Annotated in this window: 20 protein-coding genes and 2 pseudogenes; 7 read left to right on the top strand and 15 right to left on the bottom strand. The window is 71.2% G+C overall.

All coding sequences use genetic code 11. The annotated features are described in order from the left end of the window. The first annotated feature begins 30 nt into the window (after nucleotides 1–30). Together OG361_RS00880 and OG361_RS00875 are read left to right on the top strand one after the other, a co-directional pair. Entirely contained in the window at nucleotides 31–435 is a 405-nt protein-coding gene (locus tag OG361_RS00880) for a hypothetical protein (RefSeq protein WP_405851319.1), read from the top strand. Nucleotides 436–784: 349 nt separating this feature from the next. Next, a complete protein-coding gene (locus OG361_RS00875) occupies nucleotides 785–1,978 on the top strand; it encodes an MFS transporter (RefSeq protein WP_405851318.1) in 1,194 nt (397 codons plus the stop codon). A gap of 210 nt (nucleotides 1,979–2,188) precedes the next feature. On the opposite strand, the gene OG361_RS00870 is transcribed toward OG361_RS00875, so the two are convergent. Further along, a complete protein-coding gene (locus OG361_RS00870) occupies nucleotides 2,189–3,040 on the bottom strand; it encodes an aldo/keto reductase (RefSeq protein ID WP_405851317.1) in 852 nt (283 codons plus the stop codon). 297 nt (nucleotides 3,041–3,337) lie between these two features. On the opposite strand from OG361_RS00870, the pseudogene OG361_RS00865 reads away from it, so the two are divergent. Then, a pseudogene (locus OG361_RS00865) lies at nucleotides 3,338–4,283 on the top strand (helix-turn-helix transcriptional regulator). A gap of 321 nt (nucleotides 4,284–4,604) precedes the next feature. Further along, on the top strand, nucleotides 4,605–6,278 hold the full coding sequence (locus tag OG361_RS00860) for a cellulase family glycosylhydrolase (RefSeq protein ID WP_405851316.1): 1,674 nt from the start codon (nucleotides 4,605–4,607) through the stop codon (nucleotides 6,276–6,278). Between the two features lie 202 nt (nucleotides 6,279–6,480). Here OG361_RS00860 and OG361_RS00855 read toward each other — a convergent pair whose 3' ends face one another. Then, nucleotides 6,481–6,855, bottom strand: coding sequence for a hypothetical protein (locus OG361_RS00855; protein ID WP_405851315.1), 375 nt, complete (start codon nucleotides 6,853–6,855; stop codon nucleotides 6,481–6,483). Nucleotides 6,856–7,177: 322 nt separating this feature from the next. Between OG361_RS00855 and OG361_RS00850 the strand changes: the two genes are divergently transcribed. Then, entirely contained in the window at nucleotides 7,178–8,869 is a 1,692-nt protein-coding gene (locus tag OG361_RS00850; protein ID WP_405851314.1) for an FAD-dependent monooxygenase, read from the top strand. On the opposite strand, the gene thpR is transcribed toward OG361_RS00850, so the two are convergent. Beyond that, complete coding sequence (gene thpR, locus OG361_RS00845) at nucleotides 8,818–9,414, bottom strand: RNA 2',3'-cyclic phosphodiesterase (protein WP_405851313.1); 597 nt, start codon at nucleotides 9,412–9,414, stop codon at nucleotides 8,818–8,820. The genes OG361_RS00850 and thpR overlap by 52 nt on opposite strands. Before the next feature lie 328 nt (nucleotides 9,415–9,742). Here thpR and OG361_RS00840 point away from each other — a divergent pair, with 328 nt between their 5' ends. Beyond that, nucleotides 9,743–10,300: a hypothetical protein gene (locus OG361_RS00840; RefSeq protein ID WP_405851312.1), complete on the top strand. Its 558-nt coding sequence runs from the start codon at nucleotides 9,743–9,745 to the stop codon at nucleotides 10,298–10,300. Nucleotides 10,301–10,436: 136 nt separating this feature from the next. Here the strand turns inward: OG361_RS00840 and OG361_RS00835 are convergent, their stop codons facing one another. Together OG361_RS00835 and OG361_RS00830 are read right to left on the bottom strand one after the other, a co-directional pair. Then, on the bottom strand, nucleotides 10,437–11,042 hold the full coding sequence (locus tag OG361_RS00835) for a maleylpyruvate isomerase family mycothiol-dependent enzyme (protein WP_405861985.1): 606 nt from the start codon (nucleotides 11,040–11,042) through the stop codon (nucleotides 10,437–10,439). A gap of 181 nt (nucleotides 11,043–11,223) precedes the next feature. Further along, complete coding sequence (locus OG361_RS00830; RefSeq protein WP_405862710.1) at nucleotides 11,224–11,439, bottom strand: hypothetical protein; 216 nt, start codon at nucleotides 11,437–11,439, stop codon at nucleotides 11,224–11,226. A gap of 29 nt (nucleotides 11,440–11,468) precedes the next feature. Here OG361_RS00830 and OG361_RS00825 point away from each other — a divergent pair. Continuing rightward, a pseudogene (locus OG361_RS00825) lies at nucleotides 11,469–11,674 on the top strand (integrase core domain-containing protein); the annotation flags it as partial. 55 nt (nucleotides 11,675–11,729) lie between these two features. Here the strand turns inward: OG361_RS00825 and OG361_RS00820 are convergent. The 10 genes from OG361_RS00820 to OG361_RS00775 all read right to left on the bottom strand — a co-directional run bounded on the left by OG361_RS00820 (nucleotide 11,730) and on the right by OG361_RS00775 (nucleotide 19,394). After that, nucleotides 11,730–12,347: a hypothetical protein gene (locus OG361_RS00820; protein WP_405851311.1), complete on the bottom strand. Its 618-nt coding sequence runs from the start codon at nucleotides 12,345–12,347 to the stop codon at nucleotides 11,730–11,732. A gap of 81 nt (nucleotides 12,348–12,428) precedes the next feature. After that, nucleotides 12,429–12,857 carry a GFA family protein gene (locus OG361_RS00815; protein WP_405851310.1) on the bottom strand — a complete coding sequence of 143 codons (429 nt, stop codon included), beginning with the start codon at nucleotides 12,855–12,857 and terminating at the stop codon, nucleotides 12,429–12,431. Between the two features lie 82 nt (nucleotides 12,858–12,939). Next, nucleotides 12,940–14,034 (bottom strand): NUDIX hydrolase, encoded by a 1,095-nt coding sequence (locus OG361_RS00810; RefSeq protein WP_405851309.1) that lies wholly within the window; start codon nucleotides 14,032–14,034, stop codon nucleotides 12,940–12,942. A gap of 130 nt (nucleotides 14,035–14,164) precedes the next feature. Next, nucleotides 14,165–14,512 (bottom strand): MazG-like family protein, encoded by a 348-nt coding sequence (locus tag OG361_RS00805; RefSeq protein WP_405851308.1) that lies wholly within the window; start codon nucleotides 14,510–14,512, stop codon nucleotides 14,165–14,167. 74 nt (nucleotides 14,513–14,586) lie between these two features. Further along, nucleotides 14,587–15,390, bottom strand: a complete 804-nt coding sequence (locus OG361_RS00800; RefSeq protein ID WP_405851307.1) for an NUDIX domain-containing protein — start codon at nucleotides 15,388–15,390, stop codon at nucleotides 14,587–14,589. Further along, complete coding sequence (locus OG361_RS00795; protein ID WP_405851306.1) at nucleotides 15,387–15,932, bottom strand: NUDIX domain-containing protein; 546 nt, start codon at nucleotides 15,930–15,932, stop codon at nucleotides 15,387–15,389. Before OG361_RS00795 ends, OG361_RS00800 begins: the two co-directional genes overlap by 4 nt. After that, nucleotides 15,929–16,105 (bottom strand): hypothetical protein, encoded by a 177-nt coding sequence (locus OG361_RS00790; protein ID WP_405851305.1) that lies wholly within the window; start codon nucleotides 16,103–16,105, stop codon nucleotides 15,929–15,931. Before OG361_RS00790 ends, OG361_RS00795 begins: the two co-directional genes overlap by 4 nt. Beyond that, a complete protein-coding gene (locus OG361_RS00785) occupies nucleotides 16,095–17,321 on the bottom strand; it encodes an MFS transporter (RefSeq protein ID WP_405851304.1) in 1,227 nt (408 codons plus the stop codon). The genes OG361_RS00790 and OG361_RS00785 overlap by 11 nt, the downstream gene beginning before the upstream one ends. Continuing rightward, the gene (locus OG361_RS00780) at nucleotides 17,318–18,097 is read right to left on the bottom strand and encodes a class I SAM-dependent methyltransferase (RefSeq protein ID WP_405851302.1); all 780 of its coding nucleotides are present in this window, start codon (nucleotides 18,095–18,097) and stop codon (nucleotides 17,318–17,320) included. Before OG361_RS00780 ends, OG361_RS00785 begins: the two co-directional genes overlap by 4 nt. 643 nt (nucleotides 18,098–18,740) lie before the next feature. Continuing rightward, a complete protein-coding gene (locus OG361_RS00775) occupies nucleotides 18,741–19,394 on the bottom strand; it encodes a TetR/AcrR family transcriptional regulator (protein WP_405851301.1) in 654 nt (217 codons plus the stop codon). Between the last annotated feature and the right edge of the window lie 108 nt (nucleotides 19,395–19,502).

Here is a 19,502-nt window from a genome sequence, read left to right as displayed (position 1 = left end):
ATCCGGAAGGAATCGGAGAGGAGTCCCATCATGCTCGGCGAGCAGATCGGCCAGGAGCAGGGAGAGACCACGGGAATCAGGGTGCTGTCCACCGATGGCGGCCATCCTGTGATGGAGGCGTCCTTCCAGGCGGCCGGCACCCTGCTGGGCGTCGAGGTCAAGGACATGGGCACGTACGAGTCGGTCGTACGCGCCGACGGCACGCTCTTCGGGGAAGGTCAGGGCGTCTCCATGGCGAAGGACGGCGAGACCGTCACCTGGCACGGCTCCGGTGTGGGCCGCTTCGACGAAACCGGCGCGATCGAGTGGCGCGGAGCCCTGTTCTTCGAAACAGTCGCCCCGACGTTCGCCCGACTCACCGGCATCGCAGGCCTGTTCGAGTTCCGCGTGGAGGAGAACGGCAAGGCCACCGCCAAGCTCTACGAGTGGAAGTAGCCCTGGGAAGAGGGTGAGCACTCGGACGAGGCAGTCCGTCACCCGCACGGCCGGCCACGGCACCATCAGGAGTCGTGGCCACGTCGAAGGCGACACCGACGATCTGGCGCAGACCGCCAGAGCCGCGCAGGCGTGGCGCGACGGGGTGGCCCCGGCCGAGATCCGCTACACGCTCTGGCCGGTTACCACCGGCGACGGCGGTCGTGGGGGGCCTCGTCGAGACGGCGGGTGCCTCGTCCCGACGTCCCGACGGAACGACGTCGAGCGCCGGGACGAGGCGGGTGACGTTTTCCGGGTTGCCGCAGTTCGTGCCGTTGGCGCGACCGTCGGCGGGGATACGGTCGGCGGCATGCAAGGTGACCGTCAGGGTTGGCTCCGGTGTCTGCTCGCCGGCGCCGTGTTCGTCGTGTGCATGGCCGGCACCACGCTGCCGACGCCGCTCTACCCGCTCTACCAGGAGAAGTTCGGTTTCTCCGAGTTGACGGTGACCGTCGTGTACGCCGTGTACGCCTTCGGGGTCATCGGAGTGCTGCTGCTGGCGGGCAACGCCTCGGACACGATCGGCAGACGGCCGACGTTGCTCTGGGGCCTGGGGTTCTCGGCGGCGAGCGCCGTCGCCTTCCTGTGCGCCGACAGCGTGGGCTGGCTGTACGCGGGCCGGCTGCTGTCGGGCCTGTCGGCCGGCCTGTTCACCGGCGCCGCCACCGCGTACGTCATGGAGCTGGCCCCGCCCGGCGGCGCGGCGCGGGCGACGTTCGTGGCGACGGCCGCCAACATGGGAGGGCTGGGCTGCGGACCGCTGCTCGCCGGCCTGCTCGCGGAGTACGCCCCCGAGCCGCTGCTGCTGCCGTTCGCGGTCCACCTCACGCTGGTCGTCCTCAGCGCCGGTGTCCTGCTGTGGCTCCCCGAGACCGTACGGGAGCGACGGGGACTGACCGCCGTACGGCCGCAGCGACCGGCCCTGCCGGCACAGGTGAGAGCGGTGTTCGTGCCGGCGGCGATCGCCTCCTTCGTGGGGTTCGCCCTGTTCGGGGTGTTCACCTCGGTCAGCCCCGCGTTCCTCGCCCGCTTCCTGCACGTGGACAACCACGCCGTGAGCGGCCTGGTCGTGGCACTGGCCTTCTTCGCCTCCACCGCCGGACAACTGGCCGTCGACCGCGTCGGGGTGGCGCGCTCCCTGCCCCTGGGCTGCGCCGTGCTCTTCGCCGGCCTGGTCCTCCTCGCGGCAGCGCTGTACACGGACCTCCTGGCGCTCGTCGTCCTGTCCGCCGTGGTCGGCGGTGTCGGTCAGGGCCTCGCCTTCCGTGCGGCGCTCTCCTCCGTGGCCGGGGCGGCGCCGGAGGGGCAGCGCGCGGCGGTGATCTCGACGCTGTTCGTGGTCGCGTACATGGGAATCTCGATCCCGGTGATCGGCGTGGGGCTGCTGGCCGATCCGCTGGGCCTCGAGGGAGCGGGCCAGGTGTTCATCGCCTGCATGCTGGTGCTGGTCGCCTCCGCCGCCGTATACCTGATCCGCCGACCGGTGCGCGTGAACAGCCCGTGACCGATATCGCCCGGCGGCAGGACGTCCGCCGCCTCGGAGTTCCTGCCCAGCCGGCGTCCACGCGTGGCGCGGAGCCGAGGCGTCCACGCGTGGCGCGGAGCCGAGGCGTCCACGCGTGGCGCGGAGCCCAGGAGTCCACGTTCTGGTCGGAGCCCAGGAGCCTACGCGTCGGTCGGAGCCCAGATGTCCACGCGTTGCTCTGCTCTGCGATCAGCCGTCGACGCGGCGCCCGGCGAGCCAGTCGACCATGGCGGGGTCGCGGTGGTCGAAGAACAGCGTGCTTCCGGTGTCCAGCGTGGCGATGGCCGCCATCTGGTCGTCGGTGAGCTCGAAGTCGAAGATGTCGATGTTCTCCGCCATGCGCTCGGCGCGGACGGACTTCGGGATGGCGACGACGCCCCGCTGTGTCAGCCAACGCAGCACGACCTGGGCCACGGACTTGCCGTACTCGGCGCCGATCTCGGCCAGCAGGTGGTTGGTGAACAGGTCGTTCTTGCCCTCGGCGAACCCGCCCCAGGACTGGATCTGGACCCCGCGCTCGCGCATGAGTTCCTGGTCGGCGGTGCGCTGGAAGAACGGGTGGGTCTCGATCTGGTTCACCGCGGGGGCGATCTCGTTGTTGACGATGAGGTCGACGAGCCGATCGGTGGAGAAGTTGGCGACGCCGATCGCCTTGACGCGGCCCTCGCGGTTGAGGCCCTCCATGGCGCGCCACTGGCCGTACACGTCACCGTACGGCTGGTGCATCAGGTACAGGTCGAGGTAGTCCACGCCGAGGTTGCCCAGCGAGACCTCGAACGCGCGCAGGGTGTTGTGCTGAGCGGGGGCGTCCTGGACCCAGAGCTTGGTGGTGAGGAAGAGCTCCTCGCGCGGGATGCCGCTGTTCTTGACGGCGCGGCCGACGGCTTTCTCGTTGCCGTAGGCGGCCGCGGTGTCGAGCAGGCGGTACCCGGCGGCGAGAGCCTCGGTGACGGCCCGCTCGGTGTCCTCCGGCGGGATCTGGTAGACGCCGAAGCCCAGGATCGGCATCTGGACTCCGTTGCTGAGGGTGACGTGCTGCATGGGACTTCCGTTCGATCGAGAGGGAGCCGGCGGAGGGGGCGAGGATTCGGATGGAGAGCGGGTGGTGTGTGGTCCCGGTGACTGGCGCCCCCATCACGCTCGCCGACCGGGGCCGCTCCCGCGCGCCCGGCGCGCCGCAGGCTGACACGGAACGACTCCTGCCGGCCGGGAGCGGAGTGCTGACTTCTTCCACCTTCGCGCCGTATCCGCAGCGGTGACAGGCCGGGCCGTTCGGGGGTAATGACAGGGCCCCCCACCGCGCTGCCGTGCAGGTCACAGCGGTGTGACACTGGGGCCATGGGATACGAGCAGCGCTCCACCGGTGACGGCGGAGGCATGGAGCTGGGCCGCTTCCTGAGAGCCCGCCGTACGCAGACGCGGCCCGAGCAGGTCGGCCTCACCGTCGGCCCCGGCCTGCGCCGCACCCCCGGACTGCGCCGCGAGGAGCTCGCCACCCTGGCCGGGATCAGCATCGAGTACTACGTCCGCCTGGAGCGCGGCAAGGAGACCCGCCCCAGCCCCGCCGTCCTCGACGCCCTCGCCCGGGCGCTCCACCTCGACGACCAGGAACACCAGCACCTGCGCGACCTCGCGGTCCACGCCGCCCGCTACGCCCCCGAACCTCCTCCGCCGCCGGGCCGCACCGTACACCCCCACCTCAAGCTGCTCCTGGAGACGATGCGTCCGAACCCCGCGTACATCGTGAGCCGCAGCATGGACTTCCTCGCCTCCAATCCGGGCGGCCTCGCCCTGTACGCGGGCCTGGCCGACTGGCCCGCTGTACGCGGGCCTGGCCGACTGGCCCGTCACACAACGCAACCTCGCCCGCTATCTCTTCCTCCACCCCGCCTCGCGCGAGCTGTTCCCCGACTGGGACCGCCAGGTCCGCGCCTGCGTCGTCCGCCTGCGGGCCACTGCCGGCACGGCCCCGGACGCGCCGGACCTGACCCACCTCGTCGGGGAGCTCCTCCTGAAGAGCCCGGACTTCGCGAAGCTCTGGGAACGCTACGAGGTGACCGGCAGCAAACCCGCCCGCAAGACCTTCCACCACCCCCAGGTCGGGACCCTGACGCTCACGGGGCAGTCGATGATGCTGGACGGCACCCCCGGGCAGCGCCTCGGTGTCTACACCGCCGAGCCCGACACCCCCGACCACGACGCCATGGTCCTCCTCGACATGGCCGCACCCAAGTCCCGGGGCACGGTGGACGAGCAACCGCAGCAGTCGCACGGGCGACCCTGACCAGCTGACGCTCCGTACCGGCAGCATCGGCACGCGACACGAGCTAGGAAGGCGATACGAGCTCGGCGCTCGATACGGGCTCGGCGCGTGACACGGGCTGGGCGCTCGATACGGGCTCGGCGCTCGACCCCCCCAGTGGTCCGGGCGCCCCCGATCGCGTGCGTCAGGAGCCGCGTGGAGCATCCCGGCATGTCCAAGGTCTTGACGTGCTCCGGGCACGAATGACTTCATGGGAGCGCTCCCACGCATCGGATCCACCGCGGGGAGCGCTTTCGCGAACGATTCCCGATGCTCGACCACGCGCCCACCTCTGGAGTTGCAGTGAGAACGAGAACCACCACTCGACCCCGCGCCGCCGTCGCTCTGCTGACAGGGCTGGCGACCGTCCTCGGGTCCGTCCTGATCGGCACCCTCGGCGCGACCGCCGCGCAGGCGCGGTCCGCCGCGGACCCGGCCGCAGGGCTCCACGTCAGCGACGGGCGCCTGCTCGAAGCGAACGGCAACGACTTCGTGATGCGCGGGGTCAATCACGCCCACACCTGGTACCCGGGCGAGACACGGTCGCTGGCCGACATCAAGGCACTGGGCGCCAACAGCGTCCGGGTCGTGCTCTCCAACGGTCATCGCTGGTCCGAGAACAGCGCCGCCGACGTGGCCGCCGTCGTCGCCGACTGCAAGACCAACCGACTGATCTGCGTCCTGGAGGTCCACGACACCACCGGCTACGGCGAGGACACCGCCGCCGGCACGCTGGACCAGGCCGCCGACTACTGGATCGACCTCAAGCCCGTCCTCGCCGGGCAGGAGGACTACGTCATCGTCAACATCGGCAACGAGCCCTGGGGCAACACCGACCCGGCCGGCTGGACCGCCCCCACGACCGCCGCCGTGAAGAAGCTGCGGGCCGCCGGGCTCCAGCACACGATCATGGTGGACGCGCCCAACTGGGGCCAGGACTGGCAGGGCGTCATGAAGGCCAACGCCCGGTCCGTCTACGACGCCGACCCCACCGGCAACCTGATCTTCTCCATCCACATGTACAGCGTCTTCGACACCGCCCAGGAGATCACCGACTACCTGAACGCCTTCGTCGCCGCCCGCCTTCCGATACTCATCGGTGAGTTCGGCGGCCCGGCCGACCAGTGGGGCGACCCGGACGAGGACACCATGATGGCCGCGGCCGAGCAGCTCGACCTCGGCTACCTCGCCTGGTCCTGGAGCGGCAACACCGACCCGATCCTCGACCTGGCCGTCGACTTCGACCCGAGCCGTCTCAGCTCCTGGGGCGAGCGCATCTTCCACGGTGTGAACGGAATCGCCCAGACATCGGAGGAGGCCACGGTCTTCGGCGGTGCTACGGACGACACCGAGCCGCCGACCACCCCCGGCACTCCGGTGGCCTCGACCGTGACCGCCGACTCCCTCGCCCTCACATGGGCGGCGGCCACCGACGACGTCGGCGTCGCGGGGTACGACATCGTCTCCGTCACCGGTGGCACCGGCGGCACCGAGACCACGGTCGCCTCCTCCACGAGTACCCAGGTCACGGTGGTGGGGCTTGCCGCCGACACCACGTACGTCTTCGCGGTCTACGCCCGTGACGCGGCGGGCAACCGCTCGGCCCGTTCGGCCTCGGTGAGCGTCACCACCGGCGAGGACGGCGGTACCCCGGGCGCGAGCTGCGCCGTCGGCTACCGCGTCGTCGGCGAATGGCCGGGCGGCTTCCAGGGCGAGATCGTCCTCCGCAACACCGGCACCGCCCCCGTCAACGGCTGGACCCTGGGCTTCTCCTTCAGCGGCGGCCAGACCGTCGGCAACATGTGGGGCGGCACCGCCACCCAGACCGGCGCTGTGGTGAGCGTTACCCCCGCGTCCTACACCGCCACCATCGCCCCGTCCGGCTCCGTCACGCTCGGCTTCATCGGCACCAAGGACACGACGAACCCGCCCCCGACGTCATTCACCGTCGACGGCACGGCCTGCACCACGGGCTGACCGACCGGCCCGACCGCCTGCGGCCTGCACCACGGCCCGACCGCCCGCAGCCTGACGGGCCACGGCCTGCCTGCTGCCGTCACGTACCACGAGCACGTAGCCGCTCCGGCACGGCCGGGGCCTCCCGCGCGCACCCGCGTCACGGAGGCTCCGGCCCGCTTCGTCGTCGAGGAGGCGTTCCCGGCCGGCGGTCGGTCGCCTCTCAGCCCTCGTCCAGGAGGTCGGTGCGGGAGAGGACACCGGTGACACTGGAGGCGAAGGCCTCGCGGCGCGTCCGGGGCAGGGGCACCTCGACGAGCTTTCCGTCGTACAGCATCCACAGGCCGAAGCAGTGGTCCTCCTCGTCGTGGATGAGGACCTGCACGGAGTGCGGATTCGGCCAGGGCAGGGACTCCAGGTGCGCGAGGAGACCGTGCCAGTTGTGGCGCCAGAACTCCACGGCCCAGGCATCGAGGATCCCCTCGCCGATGCGCTGGAAGCACTGGTGCCACTCTCGTGAGTCGTCGGGCCGGGTGAGCGGCTCCATGACGGCCGCGGCCTCCGCGGCGATGACGACGACTTCTGCGTTTCTGCTCATGCGCGCAGTCTGCGGGCCGGGTTCGGCACGGGCATCTGATTTTCGGAGTGCCCGCGGGCCCCGTGCGAAGTCCCCCGCGGGGGACGAGCGGAATCCCGTGGATCGCCGTACGGTCCCCATGACCCGCTGCGCACATGAGTCCCTGTTCGCCACGAGGACCACACCGTAGGAGCAGCACGACGACTCCGCCCTCCTGCTCCTCCCCCTCGAAGCCGTTGCGTGATCGCGCCGTGGGACCCGGGGCCCCCGCTCGCCGCTCGCGTACAGACGGGTGACGATGGAGTACGGGACCGGTCCGGGGGGCTGGCACTGGGAGGCACCCGTGGCACGCAACCGTACGGCCGACGTACTGATCGTGGGCGCCGGTCCGGTCGGCCTGAGCGCGGCCGCCGAGCTGCGCCGCCACGACGTGCGCTGCCGTCTCGTCGACCGACTCCCGGCTCGTCTCCCGTACGCCAAGGCGGTCGGGATCCAGCCGCGCACCCTGGAGATCTGGGACCGGATGGGTATGGCACGCGCCGTCCTGGAGGCCGCTGTTCCGCTGCGCGGCCAGCTGACGTACGTCAACGGCCGCGAGAAGACGCGGATCGAACTGTTCCTGCCGCCCGAGGTGCCGTACGGATTCGCCGCGCTGCCGCAGTACGAGACCGAGCGCCTGCTCGAGGAGTACGTCGCGGGCCTGGGCACGCCCATCGAACGCGGCACCGAACTGCTGTCGTTCACCCAGGACCAGGACGGGGTCACGGCCCGACTGCGCACGGCCTCCGGCGCCGACGAGGAGACTCGCGTGCGCTATCTGATCGGCTGCGACGGAGCCCACAGCATCGTCCGCAAGACGCTGGGCCGCAGCTTCGAGGGCGGGGCCTTCCCCGAGGAGTACATGCTGGCCGACGTCGAGGCCGACTGGGACCTGCCCCGCGGGTACGGCGTACGGTCCAGCCATCTGGCCGACGACGGATCCACCGACGACGCGCTGGTCTGCATCCCGCTGCCGGGGCCCGGCCGCTACCGCATGTCGATGCGGGTCCCGCCCGAACTCTCCGCACAGGCCACGGGCCAGGGGCACGCTGGGGGTGACGGCGTGGCACACGGCCTGGAGGGCGGCCGTGCTCCGGAGCTGTCGCACATCCAGGCCGTCGTGGACCGCCTCGCGCCCGAGCCGGCCGTCCTGTCCCGCATGCGCTGGTCCTCCGTCTTCCGCATCAGCCATCGGATCGTCGACCGCTACGGCGAGGGCCGGGTGTTCGTCGCGGGCGACGCCGCCCACATCCACCCGCCCACCGGCGCCCAGGGCATGAACACCGGCATCCAGGACGCCTGCAATCTCGCGTGGAAGCTCGCCCTCGTCGTCCACGGGGCGGCGGGCCCGGCGCTTCTCACCACCTACGACGCGGAACGTCGCCCGGTCGGCGAGGAGGTGGTCGGGCGGACCGTGCGCCATGCCACCCACGGTATCGACGCCGACCCCGCCGACCCGCGAACCCTGATGCTCCGCGAGGCCCAGCTGCTCGTCGGCTACCGGGGCGGCCCGCTCGCCGGCAGCCCGCACGGGCCGGACGACGCGCCCCAGCCCGGCGACCGGGCCCCGGACTGCGCCGGCCTGACCAGCACCGTCGCCGCGTACCCGTTGCGGCTGCTCGACATCCTGCGGGGCCGAGCGGGACATGTGGCGCTCCTGTACGGGGCCGGGCCGGCCGATCTCGCCGAGGCGATCGCCGCGACCACGGCTGCCGCGCCCGCGCCCACCGAGGGGGCGGCCCTCCTCGGCGCCGTCCTCGCGGTCCTCGCGCGCGATGCCGAGCCGACCGCACCCGAGACCCTGGCCGTACCGGGATACCGTGACGCCGCAGGCGATTTCGCCCGGCTCTACCGGCCCGAAGGCCCGACGGGCTTCGTCGTCCGCCCGGACGGGCAACTCGGCGCCCGCTTCCCGCTCTCCGACACGGGGGCTGCCCTGTCCGCCTACTTCGCGTCCCTGTCGGCGGTGAAGGGCCAGGCCGCGATGTCGCGGTAACGGATGGGTCCCGGACCGCGGCCGAAGTTGCTGCCGACGAGATGGAGACGCTCGGCGTGCCACGGGCGGCCGGTGAATCCCGTGAGCCGGTCGGCGACTTCGGCGGCGCCGGTGGGGTCGTCGCGACGGGCGCGGGCCAGCGTCAGGTGAGGGCGCAGCGGCCGGCCCTCGAAGGCGATTCCGCACTCCCTGACCAGGGCACGTACGTCGGTGGCCAGCTCGTGGAGTCCTTCGAGGTCGCCCGAGATCCCGCTCCACAGGACCCGCTGGTCGAAGTGCCCGCCGCCGTGCAGCGCCAGTTCGAGGGGCGGGCGGCTCGCCGCGAGGCGGGCGAGGGGCGGCTGGAGCAGGGGAACGGTGGTGACGGGGAGCTCACCGAGGAACGCCAGGGTGATGTGCCAGTCCTCTATGCGGTTCCACCGCATCCGGGGGTGCGCGTCGTAGGCCGGACGCAGCGCGTCCTCGAGTTCGCCCTTCGCTTCGTCGGGCGGGGCGAGGGCGATGAAGACGCGGACGGTCGAGGCCTGGGTCTGTGCTGCGTTCACGCGGGATGTCGTTCCGTGTCTCGGGGGCTCGGTCGTCCGGGGGAGGCGGGGATGGGCATGGGGCATGGGCGTGGTCTGTGGGGTGCGGCGTCGTGAGGTGAGGCTATGCGGTGCCGCGGAGACGGGCGGCGCCGGGGCTGTCCGAGCAGGGGCCCTGCGGTCGGAACGTGGCCGGGCCGGGCAGCAGCGTGCCCGCCGCGCCGACGTTCCCGTGGCCGCGGAGGCGCCGGCGGGGCTGCTGCTGGATCCACCGGACAACGCAGGGACGGTTGGTCGCCGCTCGGGACTGTTCTGATCCGAGGAAGGGCGCCTCTGGCAAGATGACGTCATGTTCGATTTCGGCATCGTGGGCTACCAGCCGGCATGGTTGGACGGCCGTAGTGACGTCGCACAGGAGCATGGACATCGTCTGCGTGGTCTTGCCGGCCGGACGCTCACGAGCGTCTGGATGGTCTGGGACCTCAGGGATGACGAGTGGTTCTGCGACTGCCCGGTGCTGTTCGACTTCGATGGCGAGCAGGTCGAGATCAACCATCAAAAGCTGGGCGACGTCTCCCTGACGTGGAACATGATCGACCCGACCCGTCCAGTCCGGTGGCCCGGCTTCGACCTGCAGTGGCGCCCCGAACCGCTTCCCGGGCTGCAGGCTCTGCGGGGGCTGCCGCTCAAGGGCGCCGAACTGCTCGAATGGACAGGCGGGGATGTCGCTCAGGGAAACGTCGACATCAGCTTCGCCTTCGAGACGGGTCGCGTGACCGTCTTCAACGCACTCGACGAGAACGGGGTGAGCTTCGACCCTCCCGGTCCGAGCCAAACGGTCCCACCCGTTCCATTGACGCACTCGGAGCTCAGGTATCGCGCCAGTTCGGGGTGGAATCCCTGGTAAGTCGGCGGCGATGTCCGAGAGCACATGGATGCCGCGGCTGTCTCGCCCGCAGCAGTTGTCGGAAGGAAGGGGCTCGATCCGGTCCGGAGCAGTGCGCCTCCCGGCCCACGGTCGTCCGACGATCGCCGGCGCGGTGTCACCCACCCGTCGTCAGCATGGCGACGCCCGGCCCCACGAGGTCGCCCAGCGCCACCCGCCGCCCCGAGACGGCAAGGAGCAGGGAGAGCGTGGATCCCCTTGCCTCCGGTCCCGTACCGAGCGTCAGGTCAGCGTCCGTCGCCTTGAGCTGGACACGGGTCAGCAGCTCTTTGGCTCCGCCGAAGGAAGCCGGGGTGCGCGTCTGCAGGCGCAGCGATCTGACGACGGCCTCCGGCGGGTAGGAGCGGGTGAGCCCCAAGGGCCGACGGATGTCCTCACCATGGACCACCTCCTCGACGAGTCGGCTGTCGAGAGGTGCCGGAGGGGTCGTCCTCCGCGGCGCCACCCGGCGCAACCGCTCCAGGGTCGCCTGCGGTGTGGCGCCGCGTTCCCGCGTCACCCCCACGGCGTTCTGACGGTCGAAGTCGAAACGCGCACGGGCGAGGCCGACCACGAAGCCGAGGCGAGTCGTCCTGGCCGTGTCGACCAGGTGGGCGACCACGTCGTGCACGGTCCACCCCTCACACAGCGACGGCTTCTCCCACTGCTCGTCATCGAGGCGCGCGAGATCCTCGATCAGCGCCGCACGCTCCGCGTGCACCATCGACCAGACGTCATCCGTCACGGCTTCTCCTTCGTAGACCACCATGTACATCCGCTGGGACTCCGGGAACGACGGAAACTCATCGTCAGAGTGCGTGGCGTCACCGCGACGAGAGCCCTGGATCCCGCATCCGAACGAGAGACGCGGGAGTCCACTCAGCCCACTCGGCTGCATTCGCAAGCTACATCCGCAGTGCCCGACGCGCGGGCACCGGCACGTCGACCGGCGCACCCCGGGCGGCCCGCGCGCAGAGGGAGACCAGGAAGAGAGCGGCGAAGGCTCCGGCGACGAGGGCCCCAGTGGCGGGTCCCGCGAACAGGCCAACAGCCACGCTCGCCACGATGACGATGCCGAGCCCGAAGTGTGCGGCAGGCAGATCGGCCCGCCGCTCTCCCATTCCGCAGTTTCTGCGGAACGCCCAGGTGCCTGTTCACGGACAACGCGTGGGCCTACCGCAAGGGCCTCGCCTGGAAAGCCGTCCTGGCCGACCTCGGCGCGGCCGGGAAACCCACCCGCGACTACCGGCCCCCGACCAACGGCAAGGTCGAACGCTCAACCGCACCCTGCTCGACGAATGGCCCTACCAGCGGCCCTGCACCTCAAACGACGAGCGGACCGAAGCCTTGGCAGACAGGAACGGGGCCAACCTCCAATCGATCAGGTCGGAGAGCTGCCCGACGCAGGCCACTAGCCGACGGAAACAATCCGATCGGGCCGTCCATCTGGGGCGATGGTCACGAAGTGGCCCACGCCTCCCTCGGTGGTCATACGAATCCGGTCGGAAGCCGTCCACACGGTCTCGCTGAGTGCATTGTCTTCGGAGTCGCCGTTGAAGCAGCCGACGCTCCAACGGCGTTCCAGTGGTGGGTTTCCCTGGTGGACGTAGATGCACCAAACCGGGTCAAGGGAGCCGCTGCGTGCCATCACGACCAGTTTGCGGTCGCCGCGGCCGGGGGCCGACTCGGTCTTCACCGCCTCATCCGATCCACCGAACACCGCCGAGGCCCAGCCACTGATGAGCAGTGTCGGAACGCCGATGACGAGCAGCATGGTGACCAGGGGCAAGCGCAGCGAGGACTTCGCCAGCCCCAAGAGGACCGCCCCGGTCAGTGTGGCCAGGGCGAGCCATCCGAGCAAAAGGACGTGCTCGCGGAGCCGGAGAAGCAGGATCAGCGCGCCCTCGTCTCCCGACTCGAGTCCGGCTACGGCCGCAACGCCGAGGACGACTGCCACCGTCAGCAGCAGGAAGGCCGATGGTCTGCGATATCGCGTGAAGTTCATGATCCCCCGAACGATGTGGATCACGCAGCCTACGGGGGAGGGCGGGGCAGAGACTAGGCGGTGTCTTCAAATGATCCACCAGGCAAGATCATTTGAAGACACTGCCTAGTCGCGAGCCGGGTCCGGTGCCAGGTTGATGCTCATCCATGGCACGGCGTCTCCACGGTAGGAGTGGCCGACGGGTTCGATTCCGCTCTGGTCGGTGAGGCTGAACCCGGTCACCATGACCTTGTCCGAACCATCAGCGACGGAGACGAGGTGCGTTCCGCACCGGCCGCAGAAGCCCCGATGGAGGGTCGGGTAGGTCGAGTACCAGGTCGGCTCGCCCCCGGGGCCGGTCCAGGACAGTGCGTCCTTGCGGAAGCCCACCCACAGCACGGCGGGCCCGCCCGAGATCCGTGTTTCGTGCGGGCACGAACACAGATGGGGGTCGTCCGGGTCACCTGTCACCTGGTAGGCGATGTCGCCGCACTGGCAGTGCCCCGCCCGGACCCTTGCTACGGGATGGCCAGGGGTGGAGGGTGAACGGGTCATGCGGTTCCTCGATTCGACGCCTGCCCCGCGCCCAGCGCCGCGTGCGGCGTGCCGGGGACGGGACAGGGGCAAGGACTGGGAGCTACCACGTGGTGGGGGCGGTGAGTTCGGTGACGGGTTGGCGTGGGGCTTCGGGAATGCCCAGGAGGGTGCGGGCCCGGTGGACGGCGGCGAGCTGGTCGGCAGCCGACGGACCCCAGTCGAAGAACTCCAGGGCCTGTTCCGGGGTGGCAAGGACGCGGGTGTACGTCCGGCCGGTCGCCGGATCTGCCCGTACGGGGCCGACACCCGTCAGCACGGCGGCGTACCGGACGCGGGCACACGCCTCGCCGGGCTCGGAGAGGTACCCGAGGAACACCGGCTCGCCGAAACCGGCATCGGCCTCCTCACGGGCCTCGCGGCGCAGCGTCGCCAGGGCGTCATCGCGGTCGTGGGGTTCGGGCGTGCCACCGGGCAGGCAGGCGGCGCCCGTGCCGGGTTCGAGCAGGAGGAGGACGCGACCGTCCGGCGCGAACAGCCATCCCCAGGACTGACGCACCACCAGACCGTCAGGGACGGGGCCGTGGTGGAACGGGAAGTGGTGTTCCGCCCGGCCGGTACGCAGGACGCCGATCCGGTCGAGGACGGTGGGCGCGATGGGGAGGCCGTTCTCCAAGAGCACGGTGCCCGCGCTGTTGACGCGGGCGCGTAGCGCGGACAGCGCACGGCGGGCGTCGCCCGGCGACATGAGGTCCGGCAGACGCGCGGGCTCGACGAACTCGATTCCCTTGATCTCGTGCTCAGGCAGCCGGACGGCCGCGATCTGATCTTCGTCCCAGGTGCCACCGTCGAAGACGAACAGGGTCTCGCCGGGGAACCGCAGGGCAGCCGGCGCGGTGGAGCCTTCTGCAGCGACCCAGTCGACGGCGAGGCCGCGGTCGACGGTCGAGGTGACGCCGAGCTCCTCCCACAGTTCCCGGGCGGCCGCGTGGGCGGGCGACTCGCCCTTGTCCACGGCGCCGCCCGGCAGGAGGCAGACGTCGCGGTAGTCGACGTGTTGGATCAGGACCTGACCGCGCCGGTTGGTGATCAACACGGAGGTGCCGGCCCACAAGGCTGCGGAGGCGCGCAGGATGCCGTACTCCTCGTCGGTCAGGGACGTGCTGGGAGGTTCGTCGGGGACAGGGGGCGTTGTCATGGGTCTCCGATGGGTCAGAGGTTCTGGCCGGTCACGCGAGGTAGGAGCGTGAGTGGCGGGGGACGGTGAGGCGGGGGAGGGGGCGTGGAGGAAGGGAGGCGAGCGTGTCGCCGGGTTTCCGGCGGGGTGTCTAGGACTGGTCGACGACGGCCTTGGCGGGCAGGAACTTCGCCGCCTTCCGCTCCAGGAACCCGGCGAAGAAGGCCTCGGCATCGGGCCGCATACGGGCCAGTGCCACCAGGCTGGTGATCGCCGCGTCGGCGACTTCCTCGTGCACGTCCTGCCAGGTGTGGCTGTGCCCCTTCCTGGGGTTGGTCCCGCGGGCGCCGATCACGGCCTGCGCGGCCTCTCCGACCTCCTCGGACATCTTGAGGACCTGCAGGGTCCACTGCTCCTCCTCATGAATACCGCGGTCGGTGTCGAACTCGGCGAAGAGGCGGGCGAGGACGCTGATCGTCGCCCACGGATCGTTGCTCATCAGGGGAGTTCCTCCGGGGTGTGGGTGTGGGTTGGCGAGCGAGCGGGTGGGCGGGCGCGGGTGCCCGGCGGGGGTCAGCCGCCCAGAATGTGGCGGTGCGTGGGGTGCCGCACCCGCGGGGAACTCAGCGAACCGCCGTCCTCGGCCGTCACGGTCGCGATGGCTTCGTTGACGTAGGCGCGACGGAGGGGCTGCTCCGTCAGGAACGCCTGACATGGCACGACCTCGAACGCGGCCTGGAGGCGCGGGGCGCCGGTAAAGCCGGCCTCGGTCAGGTCCTCGGCGAGCCGCTCACGCAGCCGCACCGCCGTCGGCGGTTCCCCGAAGCGCAGTCGACCACTCCCGGCGGGAGCGGTCCGCGGCGTGAGGTGTGCGGAGAAGACATGGCGAAGCAGTCCGGGCCACACGGTGTTCAGGGCCTGTGCGGACGCGGTGAACAGCGATTGCGGCAGAGTGCGGAGATCGGCTGGGGTGTGCCACTCCCAACGGCTGATCAAGTCGGGTTCCGCGGGCCGGGTTTCACCGTCGTCGTCGGTGAGCCTGGCGACCTCCGTGACCCGGGTCATGCCGTGGGAGTCGTCGCACAGCGTGCCCAGCAGCACCACGCTCCCCGGGACGGCGAGCAGTCCGGTCTCCTCCTCCAACTCCCGTACGGCGGCGTCCTCGAAGGCCTCCCCGGGCTCCACCCTCCCGGCCGGCGGCTCCCACCCCCAGCCGTTCATGAGCAGATCGATCTCGCAGTCGTCGAGGCAGATGTGGCGCAGGTCGTCCGGGAGCCGCTCGCGGACGACGTGGATCTCGGTGTCGGACAGGGGCTTGATGCCGCGGCCCGAAGCGCAGTACTCGTTCCAGGTGTGTGCGGATGACGTCGTACTCACCCTGTCGTCTCCTCGTTGCTCGTGCTCGGTGCGCCCGACTCGACGTCCCAGTCCCAGGCGCCGACGTAGGCCGCCACACCGGTCCGGCGGGCTTCCAGCACTGCCGCGAGGCGGGCGTGATCCCGCTCCGGCATCAGCGCCCGCCATTCCTCGAACGGCAGCACACGGACCTCGTCGTGCTCCTCGGGGGAGAGCGTGATGCTCTCGATCTGCTGCTCGCTGAGCCTCCCGCCGTCGAAGACGTACCCCGCGGTCGCCAGGGGCCATGCCGCGCCGGGAAGACCGAATACTGCCGCCAGCAGCCGCGGAGGCCCGGGCACGACCAGACCCGTCTCCTCCTCGGTCTCGCGGACGGCCGTCTCCCACGGCCGCTCACCCGCCTCCGCCGTACCGCCCGGCCACTGCCAGGGGTGCTCGGGGCTGTAGACGGCATGGAGGTGTACGGGACGGTCGCGCTCGTCGGTGAAGAACACGGCCCCGAACACGGTCGCCTTCGGCAGCGTCGCCGCGTAATCCTCGGGCGACAGCCACGTGCCGGTCATGCCGCGGCCCCTTCCCAGGTGTAGGCGCGGGGGAGGAGTACCTCGTTCCGGACGTGGAGGAGGGCGGCGCGCAGCCCTGGGCGGGCGAGCGGGCCGTCGGCTTCGAGACGGTCTGCCAGGGCGGCTCGTCCGCCGCTTGTGGCCGCCGAGAGGGCGGACAGTTCAGTGGTCACGACGCTCGTCCTCCTTGGGTGAGGGGTGAGGGCTGAGAGGTGAGGGGTGACAGGAGACGGACTGTGCCGCTGCGGGTTCACGACAGACGGACGGTGTCGCCGCGGGCGTCGGCGGCGTTGGCTCCTGAGGCGCGGGTATTGCGGTCAGACGGCGGATCGGGGATGTCCACAGCAGCACGGCCGGGGCGAGGTGGAGCACGGTGCCGACCACCAGCGCCGCACGTACACCGGAGGCGGCGGCGATCCCGCCGGCCGTCAGCGCGACGAACGGCCGCGCGCCGGAGACGAGCCAGACGGATGTCAGCAGTACGCGGCCAGGGCCGTACCGTCGGACAACACGGGTCGCAGCGAGTGTTCCCACCAGGCCGCCCGCGCCGGTCGCCCCCATCACCAGCCCGAGCCTGGTGCTGCCCGAGTGGAGTTCCGTCAGCAGGGTGTAGGCGAAGGAGGTGGTGACGACGGCGTCGGCGTACGCGCAGCCCGCGAGCGCCAGGACAAGCGTCCGCTGCGTCGGGCCCCACATCACATGGCCGACACCCTCACGGATCGCGGCGAACACCCGGTGGGAGCGATCGCCGGCCGGCCGGTGTGAGGCGGTGGTCGAGCGGATGCGTGAGGCGCACCGCGCGCTCACCACGTAGGAGAGCGAGTCCAGCGACAGGGCGCGGACGGCCCCCGCCACGCCGACGACGAGAGCGCCGCCGTACGTGCCCGCCGTGTCGGCCACGGAGTACGCCGCCGCGATCCTGGTGTTCACCTCGTGCGACTGCCCGAGCGGGACGAGTTCGGGCACGATGGCGACGGAGGCGGCCTGGTGGAGCACCGTCAGCGCGTCCAGCAGTAGCGCCACGGAGTACATGACCGGCATGGTCATGGCCCCGGCGGCCCAGCAGACCGGCACCGCCGCGACCACCCCGGCCGCCGCGAGATCGGTTCCCACCATCAGTTTCGTCTTCGCGTACCGGTCGCCCGCCGCGCCTGCGGGCAGCGCGAGGACGAACGCCGGGGCCGTCGCCCCGGCGGCCGGCAAGGACTCCTGGCCCGGCGCGGCATCCAGCTCCAGCACGGCGATCACCGGCAGCGCGACGGCATGCACCGAGAAGCCGGCCGGCGCTGCGCCCTCGCGCACCCGGAAGGCCCGGACGGCCCGGAGGGAACGGTTGCCGCGGAGTGACACCGGGGGCGGGGCCGTGTCGGCGGCCGGCGGCGCCGTCACGTCGGGCTCCCCGCCACTTCGCGGCGCGCCAGAGTGTGCACCATGCGCCCCAACTGCCGGTACGGGTCGCGGGACGAGGCGGCCCATTCCGTCTCCAACGCGGCGGCGTACTCGGCCGGGGTCGGGCCCCAGTCCTCGGGGTGGTCGTGGAAGATCCGTACGCCCTGCCACGCCAGCGGGGTAAGGCCGTGGCTGGACGCCAGCTCGTCGAGGGCCGCGACGTCGTCCCCTCGAGTGGGGAGGCCGAGGTTGCCGATGCTGGTGGCGGTGCCGCTTTCGATGAGCTCGCGTGCCGTCTCGTACTCGCCGCGGAACGCCTCGCGTACGCCGACGGCCGCGCCGTTCTTCGTCAGGAGGCTCAGCAGCCCGCCCGGCCCGACCATCCCGGCCAGGCGGCCCACGGCCTCCGCAGGATCCTCCAGGTACATGAGGACGCCGTGGCAGCACACGGCGTCGAATCGCTCCCCGTCGCAGGAGAAGGATCCGATGTCGGCGTTGACGAGTCGCACTCGCCCGGCGAACCCGGGGCGGGAGGCGATGCGGCGGGCCGCGGTGTCGAGCATCTCGGCCGGCGGGTCGAAGCCGGTCACCCGATGCCCGGCCGCCGCGAGGCGGATCAGCATCTCGCCGTCTCCGCAGCCGGCGTCCAGGACCCGGACGGGCCGGTCCGGGAGTTCGGTGAGGACGCGGCGGGCTACGAGGTCATGGCGCAGCCGTCCCCGGGCGCTGCGGGAGTGAGCGGCGTACGCCGCGCCGACGGTCGCGAAGTCGGTCAACGCGCCCACCCCGTCCCTGTGCGGAAGCGGATGGCGACGAAGGTGGTTGTCATGCCTCCCACCTCGTATCCGGACGTGCCGAACGGAACGCGTGGGCGCGGCGGCGAGGGCTCGGGGCTTCCGCCCGGGCCCCGGAGGGCTGGAGAGGCGGGCGGGAAGGGAGGGGAGGGAGGGGAGGGGTAGGGCCGATGGGAAGGGCGTGCATGAGGTTCTCCAGGAGCGGGAGTTCGCGGGTTCGCGGGTTCGCGGGTTCGCGGGTTCGCGGGTTCGCGGGTTCGCGGGTTCGGGGGTTCACGGGGCTCAACGACAGTGCCGACCGGTTCGAACACACGTGTTTCAGACGCGCCGCAGATCGTGCGGTAGAGCGAAACGGCCTCGATGTCGAGTACACCGACCCTTGCCGGAACGGGATCGCCCTCGGAAGCGGCGATGGCCGAAACGCCGACACTGGACCTCTGCCCCCTGACCCCTGACCTCTGCCCCCCGACGGCGCCGCCGCCTACCCTCATGCTGGACTCCGGGCTCACGCCGGTGGGTGGGGGCGCGCTCGCCGAGTGGGCAGAGCACGAAGGCCTTACGCCGCGCCGGGCGGGTCCTGCACCGTCTGTGCCGGACCCGGCGACGCGTTTCGAAAAGCCTCGGCCTAGGCGTCGGCGGTCTCGTCCGGGTGGAGGGCGTCGAGGATGAGGGTGAGGCCGAAGGTGAACTCGTCGGCGTAGTCGTAGCCGGGCCTGAGGACGAGTTCGGTGGCCAGTTCGGTGAGGTGGGGGTACGCGTCGGCGGGCATGTCGCGCAGGATGGCGCCCGCGACCTCGTCCAACTCCGCCGCGCCCTTGAACGGCAGGCTCAGTTCCTGGAGTACGAAGCCGTACAGGTAGCTGTCGATCAGCGACACGGCGTGCGCGGCCATCGGGACGGAGAATCCGCCGGCTCGCAGTGCTCCGATGACGGCGTCGTGATGGCGCAGGGTCGCGGGGCCGGGCTGGGAGCGGGAGTCCATCAGGCCGATGGCCCAGGGGTGGCGCCGCAGGGCGTCGCGGGCGGAGACCGCGCGGTGTCGTGTGGCGCTCTTCCAGTCCGTGTCGCGCGGCGGTAGGTCGATCTCGCCGAACACCGCGTCCACCATGCCGTCGAGGATGTCCTCCCTGCCCGCCACGTGATGGTAGAGCGACATCGCCTCGACCCTCAGCGGTTCGGCGATGGCCCGCATGGTCAGCGCCGCGGACCCCTTCTCGTCGGCCACCGCCACCGCCGTCCGGATCACCCGCTCACGGCTGAGCGGGGTACGCGCAGACATCCTGCCCCGACCTCTGCTTCCCCTGCCTCCCTCGGGCATTCGCCTGTCCCTTTCGCTCCCTCTTGACCACCTTACGGCATAAGGCTAGCGTCCCTTACAGCATAAGGT

This window comes from Streptomyces sp. NBC_00090 (assembly GCF_045160815.1).
In the GTDB taxonomy this organism is placed as follows: Bacteria; Actinomycetota; Actinomycetes; order Streptomycetales; family Streptomycetaceae; genus Streptomyces.
The sequence above is the reverse complement of the archived record's forward strand: the minus strand, read 5'-3'. Positions and strand labels throughout refer to the sequence as shown.